Annotated in this window: 17 protein-coding genes; 8 read left to right on the top strand and 9 right to left on the bottom strand. The window is 64.6% G+C overall.

The window, feature by feature from the left end:
- Positions 1-5 precede the first annotated feature (5 nt).
- The 3 genes from LAQ58_RS06665 (at position 6) to LAQ58_RS06655 (ending at position 3,275) form a co-directional block, all read left to right on the top strand.
- Positions 6-1,307 carry an anaerobic glycerol-3-phosphate dehydrogenase subunit C gene (locus tag LAQ58_RS06665; RefSeq protein WP_224449820.1) on the top strand — a complete coding sequence of 434 codons (1,302 nt, stop codon included), beginning with the start codon at positions 6-8 and terminating at the stop codon, positions 1,305-1,307.
- A 247-nt stretch (positions 1,308-1,554) separates the two neighbouring features.
- Positions 1,555-1,911, top strand: a complete 357-nt coding sequence (locus LAQ58_RS06660) for a hypothetical protein (protein WP_224449819.1) — start codon at positions 1,555-1,557, stop codon at positions 1,909-1,911.
- 116 nt (positions 1,912-2,027) lie between these two features.
- The gene (locus LAQ58_RS06655) at positions 2,028-3,275 is read left to right on the top strand and encodes an FAD-dependent oxidoreductase (protein ID WP_224449818.1); all 1,248 of its coding nucleotides are present in this window, start codon (positions 2,028-2,030) and stop codon (positions 3,273-3,275) included.
- A gap of 17 nt (positions 3,276-3,292) precedes the next feature.
- Here the strand turns inward: LAQ58_RS06655 and LAQ58_RS06650 are convergent, their stop codons facing one another.
- The 3 genes from LAQ58_RS06650 to LAQ58_RS06640 all read right to left on the bottom strand — a co-directional run bounded on the left by LAQ58_RS06650 (position 3,293) and on the right by LAQ58_RS06640 (position 7,312).
- On the bottom strand, positions 3,293-3,796 hold the full coding sequence (locus LAQ58_RS06650; RefSeq protein WP_224449817.1) for an SHOCT domain-containing protein: 504 nt from the start codon (positions 3,794-3,796) through the stop codon (positions 3,293-3,295).
- Positions 3,797-3,870: 74 nt separating this feature from the next.
- The gene (ileS, locus tag LAQ58_RS06645) at positions 3,871-7,041 is read right to left on the bottom strand and encodes an isoleucine--tRNA ligase (RefSeq protein WP_224449816.1); all 3,171 of its coding nucleotides are present in this window, start codon (positions 7,039-7,041) and stop codon (positions 3,871-3,873) included.
- Between the two features lie 121 nt (positions 7,042-7,162).
- A complete protein-coding gene (locus LAQ58_RS06640; protein WP_224449815.1) occupies positions 7,163-7,312 on the bottom strand; it encodes a hypothetical protein in 150 nt (49 codons plus the stop codon).
- Between the two features lie 18 nt (positions 7,313-7,330).
- On the opposite strand from LAQ58_RS06640, the gene LAQ58_RS06635 reads away from it, so the two are divergent.
- Entirely contained in the window at positions 7,331-7,624 is a 294-nt protein-coding gene (locus LAQ58_RS06635) for a hypothetical protein (protein ID WP_224449814.1), read from the top strand.
- A 73-nt stretch (positions 7,625-7,697) separates the two neighbouring features.
- Here the strand turns inward: LAQ58_RS06635 and LAQ58_RS06630 are convergent, their stop codons facing one another.
- Positions 7,698-8,156, bottom strand: coding sequence for a DUF7992 family protein (locus LAQ58_RS06630; protein ID WP_224449813.1), 459 nt, complete (start codon positions 8,154-8,156; stop codon positions 7,698-7,700).
- 269 nt (positions 8,157-8,425) lie between these two features.
- Between LAQ58_RS06630 and LAQ58_RS06625 the strand changes: the two genes are divergently transcribed.
- The 3 genes from LAQ58_RS06625 to LAQ58_RS06615 all read left to right on the top strand — a co-directional run bounded on the left by LAQ58_RS06625 (position 8,426) and on the right by LAQ58_RS06615 (position 10,779).
- On the top strand, positions 8,426-9,631 hold the full coding sequence (locus LAQ58_RS06625) for a S1C family serine protease (protein ID WP_224449812.1): 1,206 nt from the start codon (positions 8,426-8,428) through the stop codon (positions 9,629-9,631).
- A 69-nt stretch (positions 9,632-9,700) separates the two neighbouring features.
- Positions 9,701-10,264, top strand: a complete 564-nt coding sequence (locus tag LAQ58_RS06620; protein WP_224449811.1) for a sugar O-acetyltransferase — start codon at positions 9,701-9,703, stop codon at positions 10,262-10,264.
- A 59-nt stretch (positions 10,265-10,323) separates the two neighbouring features.
- Entirely contained in the window at positions 10,324-10,779 is a 456-nt protein-coding gene (locus LAQ58_RS06615; RefSeq protein ID WP_224449810.1) for an acyl-CoA thioesterase, read from the top strand.
- 113 nt (positions 10,780-10,892) lie between these two features.
- On the opposite strand, the gene LAQ58_RS06610 is transcribed toward LAQ58_RS06615, so the two are convergent.
- Both LAQ58_RS06610 and LAQ58_RS06605 read right to left on the bottom strand, forming a co-directional pair.
- Positions 10,893-11,306 carry an FxLYD domain-containing protein gene (locus tag LAQ58_RS06610; RefSeq protein WP_255595025.1) on the bottom strand — a complete coding sequence of 138 codons (414 nt, stop codon included), beginning with the start codon at positions 11,304-11,306 and terminating at the stop codon, positions 10,893-10,895.
- Positions 11,307-11,323: 17 nt separating this feature from the next.
- Positions 11,324-11,677, bottom strand: a complete 354-nt coding sequence (locus LAQ58_RS06605) for a hypothetical protein (RefSeq protein ID WP_224449809.1) — start codon at positions 11,675-11,677, stop codon at positions 11,324-11,326.
- Positions 11,678-12,017: 340 nt separating this feature from the next.
- On the opposite strand from LAQ58_RS06605, the gene LAQ58_RS06600 reads away from it, so the two are divergent.
- A complete protein-coding gene (locus LAQ58_RS06600; RefSeq protein WP_224449808.1) occupies positions 12,018-16,019 on the top strand; it encodes a PAS domain S-box protein in 4,002 nt (1,333 codons plus the stop codon).
- A 60-nt stretch (positions 16,020-16,079) separates the two neighbouring features.
- Here the strand turns inward: LAQ58_RS06600 and LAQ58_RS06595 are convergent, their stop codons facing one another.
- The 3 genes from LAQ58_RS06595 to LAQ58_RS06585 form a co-directional block, all read right to left on the bottom strand.
- The gene (locus LAQ58_RS06595) at positions 16,080-16,532 is read right to left on the bottom strand and encodes a bifunctional nuclease family protein (protein WP_224449807.1); all 453 of its coding nucleotides are present in this window, start codon (positions 16,530-16,532) and stop codon (positions 16,080-16,082) included.
- Between the two features lie 135 nt (positions 16,533-16,667).
- Complete coding sequence (locus tag LAQ58_RS06590) at positions 16,668-17,288, bottom strand: ArsR/SmtB family transcription factor (RefSeq protein WP_224449806.1); 621 nt, start codon at positions 17,286-17,288, stop codon at positions 16,668-16,670.
- Positions 17,289-17,340: 52 nt separating this feature from the next.
- Positions 17,341-18,702: a glycerate kinase type-2 family protein gene (locus LAQ58_RS06585; protein ID WP_224449805.1), complete on the bottom strand. Its 1,362-nt coding sequence runs from the start codon at positions 18,700-18,702 to the stop codon at positions 17,341-17,343.
- Positions 18,703-18,737 lie beyond the last annotated feature (35 nt).

The following is an 18,737-nucleotide window of genomic DNA, read 5'->3' as shown; positions in this document are numbered from 1 at the left end:
AATTCATGAGCGACGCAGAACAACCAGACAGTAACCCGAACGTAGCACAGGACGACTTCGAACCGGTGCAGGTGTTCCCCGAAGCCGACGAGATGGATCTCCGCCCCGGCGCGGACAACTGTTACAAGTGCACGACCTGCGACTCGGCGTGTCCGGTCGCCGAAGTCGACGACGAGTTCCCCGGTCCCAAATTTCAGGGTCCCGAGCAGTGGCGACTCAAACGTAAGGGCGACGAGGACATCGACGCGTCGGTGATGGACTGTTCGAACTGCATGCGCTGCGACAACGCCTGCCCCTCGTCGGTCCCGCTGAGTCAGATGCACAACACCGCGCGAGGCGAGTTCGTTGACGAGCAGATGGAGAAACTCTCCCGCGAGTACATTCGTAATCGTATCCTCGCGAACTACCGCACGATGGCCGAACTCGGGAGTACGGTTCCGCGGCTGACGAACTTCGTGATGGATCTCGGTATTACCCAGCAGTTCAACGAGAAGGTCCTCGGTATCACCTCGGAGCGCGAGTTCCCCGAGTTCGCCACTCAAACGTTCAGGGAGTGGTGGGACGAACGCGGCGGGCCGCAGGTCAGAGACGAGGAGAAACGGGTGGCGTACTTCCACGGCTGTTACTCGAACTACAATACGCCCGAAGTCGGCAAGGCGATGGTTCGCGTGTTCGAATCGTTCGGCTACGAAGTTGTCGTGCCGAAACAGCGCTGTTCGGGCACGCCGATGTTCGCCAACGGGATGCTCGCCGACGCCAAACGAGCGGCGGGCATCAACGTCGAGAACTTCTCAGGCCTGATCGCCGACGGCTACGACGTCATCGCTTCCTGTACGTCGTGTTCTATGTCGCTGAAGCAGGAGTACCCCGAACTCTTCGATTTGGACGGCATCGAAGACGTCTCGGCACACACCTACGAGGCGATGGAGTACCTTCGCATCCACGAGGATTTGGAGGGCGCGCTCGCCGACAGCGAGGTCTCCGAACAATCATATGCGTACCACGCGCCGTGTCACGCGCGCAATCAGGGTCTCGACCGCCAAGCGGTGGAGTTGTTCCGCGATTTGGACGGCATCACCATCGAGGACGTCGGGTCGTCGTGTTCGGGCATTTCGGGCACCTACGGCTGGAAGGAGGAGAAGTACGAGAAGTCGATGAAAATCGGTGAGGAGATGTTCGATCACATGAGTCACGCCTCCGGCGACGTGGGGATGACCGAGTGTCCGACCTGCTCGATGCAGATGGAACACGGCACCGGTTACGAGATTCGCCACCCGCTGCAGGTCCTCGAAGAAGCCCTCGTCTGAGCGGCGACACGACGGAGTATTCACTCGACGCCGCCGACCGGTCTCGGTATGTCCGAAGGCGACACGGAGCCGAGGAGACGGCCGCCGTCGACGAACTTCTCGAGGATATCGGGTCGCTCGAAGCGAGCGTTCAAACGCTCGACGAGCACAGGCGAGTTCGCAGGGCGACGGAAGCGGCACGGCGACTGGCTCGAACGAACCCATCGGCCGTATTCGGACGGGTCGTAAAGGGTTCGGCCGGGGTGACGTGGCCGAAGCGCTCCTCGGGAACGTTCTCTTCGGTATCCCGATGCTCGTCGAGGACGGCACGTTGGACGTTGGCCGGTTCGTCGCCGGCCACCCGGCGTTTCTCGATGGGACGCTCCTCGTCACGGTAGGGCTCGTCATCGGCATCATCTACGTCGCGAACATCCAGGACGTCCGTATCACGAACCCCATCCTCGGCGTGATCCCGCGACGACTGGTCGGCGTGCTCGGCACCTCGTTTCTGACGGCGCCCGTCCCGATGACCGTCTGGGGGCGCGTCAGTTGGACTGAGCCGACGGTCGCGTTCGTCCCGATGGCTATCGGGGCAGCGCTCGGCGACATCCTTCCGGGGACCTGACGGCGATCCGACGAGACTGAGGTCGAGTCCGCGGGCGAATCTCCCCCGCGGAGGGCTTTTCCACGTCGGGTCCTAACACCCGAACTGAGAGCGGGCGAGCGACTCGCCCGACGACTATGACTATCCAAACTGAAGTCCTCATCATCGGCGGTGGAGCAACGGGTGTGGGAATCGCACGCGACCTCGCGATGCGGAGCGTCGACGTGGTCGTCGCCGAACGCGGCGGTCTCGCCAGCGGTACCTCCGGGCGGTCGCACGGCTTACTGCACAGCGGAGCTCGATACGCGGAGGCCGACGAACTCGGCGCGGAGGAGTGTATCCGCGAGAATCGTATTCTCCGTGACATCGCGGGCCACTGTATTCGCGATACGGGCGGGTTTTTCGTCCAACTCCCCGAAGACGACCCGGAGTTCTTCGAGGAAAAATTAGCCGCATGCGAAGACATCGGCATCGAAGCCGAACTGCTCGACAGCGTGAAAGCTCAGGAGGAGGTGCCGGGACTCGCACCCGACGCGGAACGGGTGATGAAGGTACCCGACGGCGTCGTCTACGCCTCGCGTCTCGTCGCCGCCAACGCGGCGAGCGCGGCCGACCACGGCGCGGAGGTGCTCACGCACGCGCCGGTCACCGACATCCGTGTCGAGGACGGGCGAGCGACGGGGGCGGCGCTCGGCGGCGACGTGGACGAGGACGTCGAGGCGGAGTACGTTGTCAACGCCGCCGGAACGTGGGCCGGCGAATGCGCCGAACTCGCGGGCGTCGACGTGGAGATGCGCCCGACGAAGGGCGTGATGGTTTCGGTCGACTACCCCGGACTCGGCCCGGTACTCAATCGCTGCCGACCCCCGGCCGACGGCGATATTATCGTCCCCCACGAGACGCAAGCAGTCTTGGGGACGACCAGCATCGAAGTCGATGACCCCGACGAGTTCGACGAAGAACACTGGGAGGTCCAGAAGATGATCGAGGAGTGCTCGAAGATGCTGCCGGACGTGGCGACGAGCGAGATTCTCCGCACGTGGTGGGGCGTCCGCCCGCTGTACGCGCCCGACGAGGCCGAGCGCGAGACGATGGACGGTGGCGAGGGCAACGCCCGCGGCATCTCGCGCGGGTTCTTCCTGCTCGACCACGAGACGTACGGCGTCGCAAACTTCGCGAGCATCGTCGGCGGGAAACTGACGACGTACCGGATGATGGCCGAGGCGGCGGCGGACCACGTCTGCGAGGCGCTCGGCGTCGACGAACCGTGCCGCACCGCCGAGGAGCGGCTGCCGGGCGTCGACGACGAGCGGGCGGTAGACGAGTTCGTCGCCGAGTACGACGCGCGCTCGCCGACGGACGAGGACGTGCTGACGGCAGACTGAGACGCGACCGTCTCAGTTTAGTTTCGCTCTCGAAGGGTACGCTTCGAGGCCGCGTTTTCGCCGTCGCTTCCGCGGCGAGTGACTTCGTCGGTGTCCAGCAACTTGTCTAACCGGCGCTCGAATTCCTCGTCGGAGAGTTCTCCAGCCGCGTACTTGCGCTTTAGAATCTCCAACGGGTCAGTGTCGGCGGCGCGCGTAGCCGCCGGCGTTGACGGCGAGCCCGACCGACCGTACTCCTCCGGCGAGTCGACGTTGCCGATGAGCGAGAGGTACACCGGCCATAGCGTCAGTACCGTCAGCAACGCGGCGACGACGCCGACGCCCGCCGCGAGCACTCCCGTGAGAAACCAGACGAAGCCGAAGGAAGCTAGTCCGAAGATTGCGAGTAGGAACGCGCCGCCGGAGAGAGCGCCCGTCACCGATGCGAGGAGGAGGCGGCCGAGCATCCCGTCGGGCGTGTAGTGTTCGACGAGTCGGTGCGACTGACGGAGGGTCGACTGTTCGGGCGGGTCGCCAACCATACAGCGAGATAACAGATAAGCTGTAAAACAGTTCTGGAACTGTCTATCGGGAATTTACGGAGGGTACGCGCCGCTCAGTCGTCCTGCGCCGAGGCGGACTGCTCGGCGACGCGGGCGATTCCGATAGTCACCTCGACGCCCTCGACGTCCCACTCCTCGCGGAGATCGAAGTCGGCGTCGGCGTCGACGAACTCGCTGGTCCGCGTCTCCTCGGCGATGAACTCGCGGTTCTCGTCGACGAATCCGGCGACGCGGTCGTCGGCGACGTCGACGTGCGCGCGGATGCGCTCCTCGACGTCGAGGTCGAGTTGCTTGCGCATCTCCTGGATTCTGCGAACAACGTCGCGGGCGTAGCCCTCGGACTCGATGTCGTCGGTCAGACGGGTGTCGACGTACACCGTCCCGCTCTCGAACTCGGCCGCCGAGAGGTACTCGGGCGGTTCGGCGTGGAACTCGACCATCTCCTCGTCGAGTTCGTACGTCTCGCCGTCGACGTCGACGGCGAGGCCACCGTCACGAGTGAGTTCGTCGCGGGACGCACCCTGCACCGCGCTCATGATCTGTTGGGCGTCGCCGCCGAACGCCGGGCCGATGACGCTCATCTGCGGGTCGGCGGTCTCGACGAGTTCATCGAAGCCGTCGACGACTTCGAGCGACTGGCTGTTGACGCGCTCCAGGAGGAGCGATTCGAGCGAGCGAACCGAGTCGGCCACCTCGTCGGCCGTCGTCTCGACGACGACGCGCTGGACGGGCCAGCGGAGTTTCCGGCCGCCCTGCTGGCGGGCGTTCGCCGCCGCCTCCTCCACTCTCCGGAGGACGTCCATGTCGGCCTCCAGTTTCGGCTGGTGGAACTGGTCGTCGACCTCGGGTGCCGAGAGCATGTGGACCGTCGTCTCGCTCCCGTCGAGATGCTGGTACATCTCCTCGGCGAGGTACGGCGTGAACGGCGCGATGAAGCGCACCGTTTCCAGGAGCACCGTCGAGAGCGTGGCGTACGCGCCGCGTTTGGAGTCGGAGTCCTCCTCCTCCCACATCCGTTCGCGGATCGATTTCACGTAGAACCGCGAGACGTCGCCGACGACGAACTCGAGCAGTTCGTTCAGCGCGTCGTGGACGCGGTAGTCGGCCCACGCCTTGTCGACGTTCGATTTAACCGACTGCAAGCGCGAGAGCACCCACTCGTCGACGACGGTGAGTTCGCCGTCGCTCAGGTCGGCCTCGGCGGGGTCGTAGCCGTCGAGGCGCATGTACGGCAGCGGGAAGCGGAACACGTTCCAGAGAATGTTGAGCGTCGACTGCATGTCGGCGAGTCCCTCCCACTCGAACGAGAGGTCGACACCCTGCTGGTCGTGGCTCAGCAGGTACGCGCGCAGCGGGTCGCGACCCGCGCGCTCGATAGCCTCCGCGGGCGTGACGATGTTGCCGACGGATTTCGACATTTTTCTTCCATCTTTGTCGTTGGCGAACCCGTGCATCAGCACCTCCTTGTATGGGATCTCGCCGACGGCGGCGGTTCCCATCCCGAGCTGCGACCAGAACCACCCGCGGGTCTGGTCGTGGGCCTCGACGATGAAGTCCGCGGGCCACAGTTCCTCGTGAGCGGCCTCGTTACCGGGGAAGTCGAGCGTCCCCCACGAGGCGACCGAGGAGTCGATCCACACGTCGAACACGTCGGGGACGCGTTCGTACGTCGTGCCGTCCTCGGTGATGGTCAGCGGGTCCACCGAGGGTCGATGCAGGTCGACCTCCTCGGGATTCACATCTTGGTCGACGCGCTCGGCGAGTTCCTCGCGCGTGCCGACGACGATGAGCTCGTCGGGGTCCGGTGTGGCGTTCCCCTGCGGCACCCAGATGGGCAGCGGGATGCCCCAGTAGCGCTGCCGTGAGATGTTCCAGTCGGGGGCGTCCTCGACGAAGTTGCGGAAGCGACTGTCGCGCGCCCACTGCGGGTGCCACTCGGAGTCCTCGATGTTGTCGAGGAGTTCGTCTTTGACGTCGGTGATGGTGATAAACCACTGGTCGGTGGCGAGGAAGATGATGTCCGTGTCGCAGCGCCAACACTGCCCGTAGCGGTGGCGGTGTCGCCCCGAGGCGAACAGCAGATTCTTGGAGTCGAGGTCCTCAATGATCTGGTCATTGGCGTCGCGGACGAACATCCCCTCGTACTTGCCTGCCGCTTCGGCGAAGTCGCCGTTGCCGCGGACCGGCGAGAACACGTCGAGTCCCAACTCTTGGCCGCGTTCGAAGTCCTCCTGCCCGTGGCCGGGCGCGGAGTGGACGAGACCCGTCCGGTCGGCTTCGACGTAGTCGGCGGTGTACACCTCTCCCGCGCCCTCGAAGTCGGCGTGGTCGGGCACTTCCTCGGCGAGCGGGTGGTCGTACTCCCAGCCGACCATCTCCTCGCCGGTGACCTCGTCGACGACTTTGTACTCCTCGTAGCGACCCTCTTTGAGGGCCTCCTCGACGACGGGTTCGGCGAGGTAGAGCACCTCGCTCTCGCCGTCTCGCTCGGCGCGCACGCCCACGTAGGTCATCTCGTCGTCGACAGCGACGAACGTGTTTGCGGGGATGGTCCACGGCGTCGTCGTCCAGATGACGAGGTTGCCCTCTCTCCCCTTCAGCGGGAACTTGACGTAGATGCTGGGAGACTCGATCTCGTGGTACTCGACCTCGTTGTCGGCGATGGCCGTCTCACAGCGCGGGCACTGGTTGATGGAGCGCTTGCCCTGACTGAGCAGGCCGTTCTCGTGGACCTGCTTGAACGCCCACCACCCGGACTCCATGTACTCTGGCGAGAGCGTCTTGTACGGGTTCTCCCAGTCCATCCAGACGCCGATAGACTGGAAGTCCTCGTCCATGTTCTCTCTGTTGCGCTCGGCGAACTCCTTGCACTCCTCGATGAACGCTTCCATCCCGTACTCCTCGATGTCGCGCTTGGAGTCGAAGCCGAGTTCCTGTTCGACTTTCACCTCGATGGGGAGGCCGTGCATGTCGTAGCCCGGCCGGTCGGTGACGCGGTGGCCCTCCATCCGCTTGCGGCGGATGATGGCGTCTTTCAGGGTCTTGTTCCACGCCGTTCCGAGGTGCATCTGTCCGGAGGTGTACGGCGGGCCGTCGACGAAGAAGAAGGATGGGTCGTCGGCGTGCGCCTCCTTCGTCGCCTCGTAGGCGTCCGTGTCGTCCCAGTGCGCCTGCGCCGAGGACTCCACGTCCTCCGGGGCGTACTGGTCTGCGACGTCTTCCATATAGGGTGCTGTCGCCCGGCGTATATCAAAACGGTGGTCCCGTGTGTGCGGTTGTGAGACGGGTCACGCGCGGGAGGCGCACAGTAATCGCACAGTCGTCACACGACCGTCGCGCAGTCGCTCACCGTCGAACGACGTTCGGCACTTCCGGACTCCCGTTTTTCGTCTCCAGATACACGTCCCAGACGAGGTCCGACAGGAGATGGCCGTAGAGGACGACGGCCGTCAGGAGTGCGAGCGCCGGACTCACGAGCGCGAGCACCGGAATCACGACGCCGACGATGACGACGTGGCTGAGCAGTCGTCGCAGCGTCCCGACCTCGCCGTCGTCGAAGATGTCGTCCTGTCCGGCGAAAACGCGCGTCGGAGTTCGGAGGCAGTCGCGGGCGGCGCGCCAACTCCCGGTGTTGACGCGGGCGACGAGAAAATGGTCGAAGTCGATGCCGACGCCGATAACCGCCGAGTACGCGAGGACGAACCACAGCGGAAGCGACGAGTCGGCGACAAAGACGAACAGTGCGCCGAGCGCCAGCGAGATGACGAGATGGTGTTTGGAGTAGATGACGAGTCACCTGTCGTGTGAGTCACGCGGAGAGGTGATTAATCCGGCGGCGGGCGCTCGAATCGACCGAAACGATCGGCCGACATCGATGCCGTCAGTCGAAATCTGGCAGATCGTCGGGCGCTTCGAACTCCGCCTCCCAGTCGACGTAGTCGTCTTTCAGCACGTCGCAGACGATCTGCCCCAGTTCCGTGAGTCCGGCGTTGATCGAGGAGACTGCCGACCAGCTGCCGAGGTCCGGATGAATCTCTCGCTCCTTCCAGTCCTCGGGGATGCCCGGGGCGTGGTACCCGACTCGGTCGGCGAAGTCGTCCCAGAAGAAGTCGAACCGCCCGACGAGTCCGAGGTCTTCGACGATTCGCCATTCCGACTCGCTGACTTCGGTCGTTTCGGCCCACTGCTCGAACGACTCCGCCCACGCGCCCGATTCGAGGAACTCGCCGAGTTCGTCGCGGCGGTAGTCGTCGTCCGCGATGACCTCGGCGTCGTCGTACTCGCTCGGGTCGACGGCGGACAGTTCCGGCGGGTCGGGGGTTGAAACGTCGAGTGCCATGGTTCGTGCGTCGCGGGCGAGAGAGAAAAGTACCGCGACGGGTGCCGTCTCGGTGAGTGACCGTTTCGGTGAGTGACCGTTTCGGTGAGCCTCTCCTTCTCGCGGCGATCACCGCGAGAGCGCGAACGGACTCTCCATCGTCTCCGGCGGGGGCGTAGACAGACCATCTGATCGGCGGCCGAAAGCATACGCGCAGCAAGTATTGGGGTCCGAGAGTCCCAAGGGAAGTCGGTGTCAGGGCTTAACAAGGATGGCTCTAACGTGTCGGTATGAGACGAGAGCAAACGCGCCGCGCGGTGCTCGGGGCGCTCGGCACGGCGGTCGCCGGGTCCGTCGCCGGTTGCGGGACGACCGCTCCGAAAGCGTCGTCCCGGCAGAACGAGACGACGAATACGACCGAGGCGACCGCACAGCAGACGTGGTCGGAGAGTCCGTACACGCGTGTGTACCGCGACGTCCGGGACTCGGTGGTGCTCGTTCGCGTCGGCGGACCCGGCGGGGGCGGTCAGGGCTCTGGATTCGTCTACGACGTCGAAGGCGGCGGCGACGGCGACGACAGCGACGACAGCGACGATGGCGGGGGCGATAGCGGGAGTGGCGGCGACGGTAGCGACGGCAAGTCGTCCGAACAGGAGCCGTCAGACGAGCGGTACGTCGTGACGAACCAGCACGTCGTCGCCGGTGCCGACCGGATCCGAATACAGTTTCGCGAAGGCGAATGGCGGCCGGCCGAACTCGTCGGCGCGGACGTGTACAGCGACCTTGCGGTGCTGCGCGTCCGGAACGTGCCGGGGTACGCGACGCCGCTTTCGGTGGCGGAGCGCGACGGCCCGGTCGGGACGGAAGTCGTCGCCATCGGGTCGCCGTTCGGTCTCGGCGGGTCGGCGTCGGCGGGCATCATCAGCGGCCAGAACCGCTCACTGACGGCGGCGTCGGGCTTCACCGTCCCCGGCTCGGTCCAGACCGACGCGGCGGTGAACCCGGGCAACAGCGGCGGGCCGCTCGTGAACCTCGACGGAACCGTTGTCGGCGTCGTCAGCGCGGGCGGCGGTGACAATATCGCGTTCGCCGTCTCCGCGGCGCTGGTGCGCCGCGTCGTCCCCGCGCTCGTCGAGACCGGCGACTACCGCCACGCGTTCATGGGCGTCCGCCTCGCGGCCGTTACGCCGCCGATAGCGACGGCTAACGACCTCGACGTCGTACGGGGCGTGCTCGTCGTCGGCGTTGTTCCGGGCGGACCGTCGGCGGGGACGCTCCGCGGAAGCGACGGCGAGGAGGCCGTCGGCAGCACGCGCGTCCCGGTGGGAGGCGACGTGATCGTCGCGCTCGACGGCACTCGAATCGGCTCTCAGAGCGACCTCGCGACGTATCTCGCCATCGAGACGAGTCCCGGCGACGACCTCGACGTGACGATTCTGCGCGACGGCGAGCGACAGACGGTGACGGTGACGCTCGGTGCGCGTCCGGAGCAGTAGCGACGGCACATCCGGAGCGTCGTCGAACCCGAATCTACTTTCACTCGCACGCCAAGTCGGTACGCACCCGTGACGACAGAGAAGGAGAGAATGCTTCGTGGCGATCCCTACGACCCGTTCGACCCGCAACTCGTCGAGGAACGAAACCGCGCGCGGTCGCTCACCCGCTGGTACAACGATACCGAGGAGACCGAGGCGGAGACGCGTCGGGCGCTGCTGTCGGAACTGTTCGGCGCCGTCGGTGAGAACGCCTTCGTCGAACCGCCGTTTCGTTGCGACTACGGCGCACAGATCCACGTTGGCAATGGCTTCTTCGCCAACTTCGGCTGCGTGATGCTGGACGTCTGCGAGATACGCTTCGGGTCGCACTGCCTGCTCGGGCCAGGCGCCCACGTTTATACGGCGACGCACCCACTCGACGCCGAAGCGCGACGTGAGGGCGTCGAGTTCGGCGACCCCGTCACCGTCGGGGACGACGTGTGGATCGGCGGGCAGGCGGTGCTCAACCCCGGCGTCTCGGTGGGAGACCGCGCCGTCGTCGCCGCCGGGTCAGTGGTCACCAAAGACGTGCCCGCAGACGTCGTCGTCGGCGGCAACCCGGCGCGCGTGCTGAAGGAACTGGAAGAACCATAACAACGGTCGCGAACGATACGTCGCCACGTTCATCCGGTCACCCCTCGAAACGGAGAGACATGACCGACCTGATGGAGACGTACATCGAGAACCGCCATCTCATCCAGCCGAACGACACGAACAACTACGACATGGCCCACGGCGGCAACGTCCTGAAGTGGATGGACACCGACGGGGCGCTGTCGGCGATGCGATTTGCGGGTCAGACCTGCGTAACTGCCCGAATGGAGCAGGTCAACTTCGTCCAACCCATCCCGCGCGGCGACACGGCGCTGATACAGGCGTACGTCTACAAAGCCGGCGAGACGAGCATCCGCGTCCGTATCAAGGCGTTCCGCGAGAATCCACAGACCGGCGAGACGGAACTGACCACGGAGTCGCTTTTCGTCTACGTCGCCATCGACGAGGGGCACAAGCCGTCGCCGGTTCCGGAGTTGACCGCCGAAAGCGAGGAGGGAGAGCGCCTCCGCGAGCGGGCGCTGGCAGCGGAGGCGGAACTGGCGAACGGGCGGTAACCGCAGTTTCAGGCTATTTCACTCCGATTTAATGATAGACGTCACCATCGAGAGATGAGAGATGCAATAACCCCGACTCCGAGGCGAAAACAACAGAGAAGCGAGTGTACCGACTACTCTGCGAGCGATATTTCGTAGTCGTCTGCTGCCGTCACACGCTCCCACCCGAGCCACGACATTTCGAACAACCACGTCTCTCCGGCGGGAATATCCGTTACATTCGTCCATTCATCGCCGAGTACGATTCCGCCCTCGTCATATATTTTTCCGATGACTTCGAGGTAGCTCACGTTGTCGCCGGTTCCATTTTCAATCTGTCCACTGATGATTACCTCATCTTCGCCGACCTTCATCTCGGAATCGAGGAGTTCCAGTCCGTCACCGACGGGAATTGGTGGTTCGCGGTCATACTCTCCTTCCAACTCGTACGCGGCTACCTCTTCAGCACTGGTACCCAGATACGAGACGCGGGCAGCCCACGTCTCACCAGCGCCGAACGATTGAAGATACGCACTACTGTTGTCCATGTAGTGATCGTCGCCGTCTACCAGTTAGCCGTGAGTTCGATGGAACCAGATGCAGCGTCGCCGGTGTTCTCGACAGTCGCCGAGACGTAGACATCGGTAGAGTAGTCGCCTTCTTCAACGACAAGTTCTTCATTAGTGATGTCGAGCGACGCTTCACCCGACGGTTCCGGGGTCGCCGTTTCGGTCTCGGACTGATCGGTTTGCTGGCTTTCTTCTGTTGACGATTGACTGTCTTCGGCAGTATCAGTTGGTCGGTTCCCCTCACCTTCGACTTCGTTTGAACTCGTATCCGGGCAACCGGCAATCAGAGATGAACCAGTAAGGCCTGCAGCAGCGAGATATCGACGACGGCTCCACACATCTTGTGACATGGCTGACTAGATGATTGGCAACATAAAGAATAAATGACAATTATCACGAAATGACGAGCGAATAGGGAGGTTTGTAATTTTGTATGGAACTCTAGTTGAAATAATTGTCATTGATAGCAGAAGTCGATTGCCGAAAGCGACTATCTGGTGGCGTCAAGTATCGTCGAAGACGAGAATCCGACAGTCGATGCGGACTGCCAGCGTGATAGTATCGTTCGACCGGGCATCGAAGAAGTACCCTCTATTTGCCGTTATATCCCCAATATCTCGCTTAGATTGCTGTTTTAACCTTCAGTTCCCGATTGGTTTATCCCCCGTAGCCGACTGTATAGCCATCAGCATGTCTTGGGATGCCGAGACTGACGAACCGCGGACGCCCGAGGAGCGTGCCCGGAAACTCCAGCGGTACGAGTCGATTATCGATACGGTCGGCGACGGAATATACCACCTGGATCTCTCCGGGCGCTTCGTCGACGTGAACGACGTCCTCCTCGACGTCACGGGCTACTCGCGCGAGGTGCTCATCGGCGAAAGCGTCTCGATACTGCTGGACGACGACGACATCTCGCAGTTCGCCTCGGATATTCTCGACCTCCTCCGCGAACCGGCGGTCGACGTGCGGACGCGAGAGATAACCGTCCGCGTTCGTGACGGGCGGAAGATTCCGGTCGAGGTTCGGTTCGGTCTCCTCGAAGAGGACGGTGAGGTGGTCGGGACGGTGGGCATCGTCCGCGACATCACGGAGCGCCACGAACGGGAAAAACAACTGCGGCGCGAGCGTGACCTGTTGGAGAACGTCCTCGAAACGAGTCCCGTCATCATCGGCGTCTTCGACGCCGAGAGCCGCGAACTCGTTCGGGCGAACGACGCGGCCGTCGAGGTTCTCGGTGCCCGCGAGCGAACACCCGAGTTAGGGTACTCGGCGGGGGAAATCCCCGTGTACGACGAGACGGGAGAGCCCATCCCTCGCGAGGAGCGACCCTACGCATGGGCGCTCGAGAGGGGCGAACCGGTCTACGACTGGCAGGCGCAGATGGAGCATCCCGATGGCGAGCGGCGGTGGTACTCGATCAACGCCATGCCGCTTTTCGACGACGATACCGTCGAGCAGGTCGTGGTCGTCGGCGACGACATCACGCAGCTGAAGCGACAGGCCGAGTGGCTCCGTCGCGAACGCGACGAACTTCAGTCCGAACTCGACGAGGTGTTCGCCCGCGTTACGGACGCGTTCTACGGACTCGACGCCAACTGGACGTTCACGTACGTCAACGACCAGGCCGAGTCGCTGCTGGCGCGATCGGCCAACGAACTCGTCGGATCGAACGTCTGGGAGGAGTTCCCCGAGGCGGTCGAGATGGCGTTTAGAACCGAGTACGAGCGCGCGATGCGAACCCAACGACCCGTCTCCTTCGAGGAGTACTACCCGCCGTTGTCGACGTGGTTCGAGGTGCGAGCGTATCCGTCGAAGACGGGGCTTTCGGTCTACTTTCAGGACGTAACCGAGCGTAAAGGGCGCGAATCCGAGCTCGAACGCTACGAAACCATCGTCGAGACGGTCGGCGACGTCGTCTACGTCGTCGACGAGAACCAGCGGTTCATCCTGGTCAACCGAGCGGCCGAAGAGTTGTCGGGCATCCCGCGCGAGCGGATCATCGGGAGATCGGTCGCCGAGTTCATCGGCGAGGAAGCCGCGACGCAGGCCGACGAACTCGCCTCCGCGCTCCCGCACGACGGACTGAACGTCGCCACCGGCGAGTTCGAGTTGGGGACCGTCGACGGTCGACAGATTCCAATAGAGGCGCGGTTCACCCGTCTCCCAACCGACCACGGACCGGCCGATCGGGTGGGCGTGGCTCGGGACATCACCGAGCGGAAGGCACGGGAGCGCGAGCTCGAACTGTACGAAACCATCGTCGAGACGGTCGACGACGGTATCTACGCCGTCGACTCCGACGCGCGGTTCGTGTTCGTGAACGACTCCTTTTGCAAGTTGACCGGCTACGACCGTGAGGAGTTGCTCGGCGCGCACGCCGCGACCGTCCACGACGCCAAAATCACGCCGCGCGCCGAACGGATGGCGACGGAGATAAGGGCGAACGAACGCGAGGACGCGACCATCGAACTGGAAATTCGGCGAAAGGACGGCGAACACGTACCCGTCGAGAGTCGACTGGGTCCGTTTCCGATGGAGAACGGCATCGGTCGGTGCGGCGTCGTCCGCGACGTCACCGAGCAAATCGAGCACCAGCGGGAACTACAGGCACAGATCCGCCAGCAACAGGTCGTCACCGACCTCGGCCAGCAGGCGCTCGCCGAGCGCGACCTCGACGCGCTGATGGCGACGGTCGTCGACGGCGTCGCCGACACGCTCGAGATGGACTACTGCAAAGTGTTGGAGCTACACCCCGAGCGTGAAGAGCTACTCCTCCGGGCGGGCGTCGGCTGGTACGACGGTCTCGTCGGCGTCGCGACCGTCGAAACGAGGGGAAAATCACAGGCGGGGTACACACTGCTTTCGGACGAACCAGTGGTCGTCGAGGACCTCGACGCCGAGACGCGCTTCACGGGGCCCGACCTCCTTTTCGATCACAACGTCACGAGCGGCATGAGCGTCATCATCGGCCCGCCTGACGACCCGTGGGGAATTTTGGGCACGCACGACACCGAGCGTCGAGAGTTCGCACAGAACGACGTGAACTTCCTGCAGAGTGTCGCGAACGTCCTCGCGACGGCAATCGAGCGCGCCGAGTACGAGCGGGCGATGGAGGAGAGCGAGCGACGCTACCGGACGCTCGCGGAGCACTTCCCCAATGGCGGCGTCGCGCTCTTCGACGAGGAACTCCGGTACACCCTCCTCGAAGGGGCTATCGTCGACGAGTACGAGGTATCGAAAGAACGGCTGCTGGGAACCGACGTCGGCGATCTTTCCCCGAACCGCGAGATGCGCGACCGAGTGAGGCAGTACTGCCGGAACGCGCTCGACGGCGAAACGACGCGCTACGAGTTCGAGTGGAACGACCGCGCGTTTCGGGCGTGGGCGGTCCCCGTCGTCGGCGAGAGCGGCGAGCCGTTCGCTGGCATGCTCGTGACCCAGGAGATCACCGACCTGCGCGAGCGCGAGCGAGCGCTCGAACAGCAACGCGAGCGCCTCGCCGCGCTCAATAACCTGAACGCGGTCGCCCGCGAGATAACCGAAGCGGTCATCAACCAGTCTACGCGCGAGGAGATCGAACGGACGGTGTGCGAAGCGCTCGCCTCCTCCGACTCGTACCTCTTTTCGTGGATCGGCGACGTGGACACCGAAACGAACACGGTCCACCTCCGCGAGGAAGCAGGCGTCGAAGGGTATCTCAGCGACGTCACGATCTCGATTGCGTCCGACGGTTCGGTAGGACCGACGGCGCGGGCAGTACAGACCAAACAGACGCAGGTCACGCAGGATATCGTCTCGGACGTCGACTACGCCCAGTGGCGCGAACGCGCGAAAGCCTACGGCTATCGCTCGTCGGCCGCGATTCCGATCGTCTACGAGGGAAGCCTGTACGGTGTACTGAACGTGTACGCGGCGCGGCCGAGGGCGTTCTCCGCGGAGGAGAGCGAAGTGCTGACTCGACTCGGCGAAGTAATCGGACACGCAATCACCGCCATCGGCCGCAAACACGCGCTCACGAGCGACCAGGTGATCGAAGTCGGCTTCGAGATCAACGACGTTTTCGACGAACTCGACCTCCAGACCGAGGCGGCCGGCGAGATCACGCTCGACCAGGCCGTCCCCATCGGCGGCGGCGAGTATCTGGTCTACGGAACGGTGGACGGAGACGACCTCGACGTCGTGAGAGAAATCGTCGAACGAGTGCCTCACTGGGACTCCGTCCGCGTGCTGAGCGAGGGGTTCGGCAGAACGAAGTTCGAACTCCGCCTCTCCGAGCCGCCGGTACTCTCGGCCATCGCGTCGCTGGGGGGGTACGTCAAACGCGCCAGAATCGAGAACGGCGACTACTACATGGGGATCCAGCTCCCGGTCACGGCGGACGTTCGGGAGTTCGTAGAAACCGTCCAGACGGCGTATCCGTCGGCGGTGTTGCGCTCCCAGCGTCAGGTCACGCGCACCGACGACAGCCCGAATAAGGCCAAAAACGCCTTTCAGAGGGACTTAACCGACCGGCAGCGGGCCGCACTGGAGTCGGCGTACTACGCCGGGTTCTTCGAGTGGCCCCGAGAGAGTACTGGAAGGGAGGTCGCCGAGTCGCTCGGGGTCTCGGCACCGACGTTCTCCCAGCACCTTCGGAAGGCCGAAAACAGGATATTCGGGGCGCTGTTCGCCGATAGCACCGTGTTCTGAGCATCGTCGGACTCGACACGGAGCGAGACTGAAAAAGGCCGCCGCCGAGAATACGAGCGGCTAGAACTCGTCGTCGTCGGGCGAGAGATCGATAGCCGAGGGCGGTCGACCGGCGGCGTCGAGAATCTCGTCGGAGACGAAAATCGGACAGTCGACGCGGACCGCCAGCGCGATGGCGTCGCTCGGGCGAGCGTCGAAGACGTAGCTCACGGGTTCGCCGTCCTCGTAGCGCTCGGCGTCGAGTTTCGCGTAGAACGTCCCGTCGGTGAGGTCGTCGATACGGACGCCGTCGATGGCGCCGCCGAACTCGGTCACCATCTCGACCAACAGGTCGTGAGTCAGCGGTCGCTCGAACGGTTCACCGGCGAGACCGAGGCGGATGGTCTGTGCCTGGTCAGCCGTGACGAATATCGGAAGGACCTCTTCGCGGGCGCGGAGGACGACGGCGGGGACGTTCGTCCCGTCGGAGCCGACGCCGACGCCGATGCCCTCCACTTCGGCAGTATGCTCCATGCTCACACGTTCGTCGTGGAGGGTAAATAGCTACCTGCGACCCGCAAATCGCGCGAACAGACAGGCGGCGCGGAGAGAGTATCGAAGGGGAAGATGACGACGGTTGATACGTCGGTTGGCGTTGCGTCCGGACGCTCAGCGCCGAGCGTACCAGAGCGCGAACCCGAGCGCGAGGACAGCGACGCCGCCGAGGAAGAAGGCCAGCCCGGGCGGGAACGGTTGCGACGCTGCCGTCGACGCCGTCGTCTCCGCGGCGGAGGTGGCGAGTTCGGCGCTCCCGCCGTCTCCGGAGGCCGACTGCGTGACGAACGGGAGTCGACCGGTGACGACGATCTGGACGACGAGGCTGACGGCCGCGAGGATACCGACGCTCGCCAGCAGGCGTTTCAGTGCGGTTTTCAGGCCGGCGCTCTCGGACTCGCGCCCGGCGAAGACCACGAGGGGGCGGTCCGACGGCGCGTAGACGTTCATCTCGCGGCCTTTCTCGGAGTAGACGGTGTCGACGACGCCGACGAGGCCGGCGTCCTCCAGTTTCCGGAGGTGGTACTGGACGTTCTGCAATGACGAGTCGACCCTCGACGCGAGACCGGAGGGCGTGTCAGGTTCGTCGTGGAGTTTCGAGAGCAGCGTTCGGGCGGTGTCGGAGGAGAGCGCCGACAGCAGGTCGTCGGCGTCTTCGCTGTCGACGCCGATGACGCGGGGTTCCGCCTCGTCGGCGGCGGAGGTGTCGGGCGCGGAGGGCAACAGTTTCGCCATATCGAGAGAGTACCCACCGGTGAACAAAACCGTTTTTGTCAGCAGACCGGGGCTACTCGACGACGACGACCCGCAGGTCGTTGACGTTCGTCCCCGTCGGGCCGGTCTCGACGATAGCGTCGCGGGCGTCGAGGTACGTGAGCGCGTCATTGTCCGCGAGGGCCGCGTGCGCGGCGGCCACATCGTCGACGGTTTCGGCGTCGACGACGGCACCGGCGACCTCGGTCCCGCCGTCTCGGCCGTCGGTATCGACGCTCGCGAGGACGACTTCGGTCTCGCCACGCCACGCCGTCGCAAACTCGATTGCGGCCGAGAGCGCGAACTCCTGGTTCGGCCCGCCGGTGCCGTCGCCGCGAACCGTCACTGTCGTCTCGCCGCCCGAGAGCACCACTGCCGGGGGGGACACCGGGTTTCCGGTGAAAATTGCTTCTTCGGCGACTGCGGCGTGCGTCTTCGCCGCTTCCCGCGACTCGCCTCGAACTCGCGAAGAGAGGATACAGGTGCCATACCCTCTCGATTCAGCTTCGTTTCTGGCGGCGTCAAGGGAACTGAAGTTGCTCGCGAGCACGACGTTTCGGACGTGGTCGAACACCGGGTCGTCCGCTCGGGGCGTCTCTTCGAGTCCGCCCGTCGCACCGCGTTCGCCCGTTGCACCGCGTTCGAGTCGGTCGCGGACCGCTGCGGGCGCGTCGACGTCGTACCGATTCAGCACGTCGAGGGCGTCGGCGTAACTCGTCTCGTCGGGCGCGGTGGGTCCGCTGGCGATGACGCTCAGGTCGTCGCCGACGACGTCGCTGAGGACGAGTCCGACCACCGTCGCGGGCGCTGCAGCGCGGGCGAGGCGTCCGCCCTTGATGGCTGAGAGGTGCTTGCGGACGGAGTTCATCTCGTCGATAGTCGCCCCGCTGTCGAGCAGCGCGTCCGTCGTCCGCTGGAGATCGGTGAGGCTCACGTCTCCGGCGGGGGCGGCGAGGAGCGCGCTCCCGCCGCCGGTGACGACGGCGAGGACGAGCGTCCGCTCGTCGGCCGCCCCGGCGAGTTCGAGCAGCCGTTTCGTGCCCGTGACGCCGCGTTCGCTCGGGACGGGGTGGTCGCCGACGACGACCGAAACCTGAGTGAGTTCGGCGGCGTCGGGGACGACGACCACGCCGTCGGAGATGCGGTCGCCGAGGACTCCTTCGAGCGCGCGGGCGACGCCGACGCCCGCTTTCCCGCCGCCGAGGACGACGACGTCGTCGAACTCCCGGAGGTCGTAGCTCTCGTCGGCGATCCATAGCTCGTTACCGTCGAGCGTCACCGCGTCGGCGACGACACGTTCGGGGTTCGCGGCGTCGATTCCGGCGTCGAGACAGGCGAGCGCCGTCTCGCGGGCCTCGGTGCCGCCGAGTTCGGCGGCGTTGCGGACGAAGGTCATACCGGAACGTCGCGCGGGGGTGATAAAAACGTGGG

This window comes from Haloprofundus salilacus (genome assembly GCF_020150815.1).
In the GTDB taxonomy this organism is placed as follows: Archaea; Halobacteriota; Halobacteria; order Halobacteriales; family Haloferacaceae; genus Haloprofundus; species Haloprofundus salilacus.
This window is presented reverse-complemented; position numbering and strand designations above follow the sequence as displayed.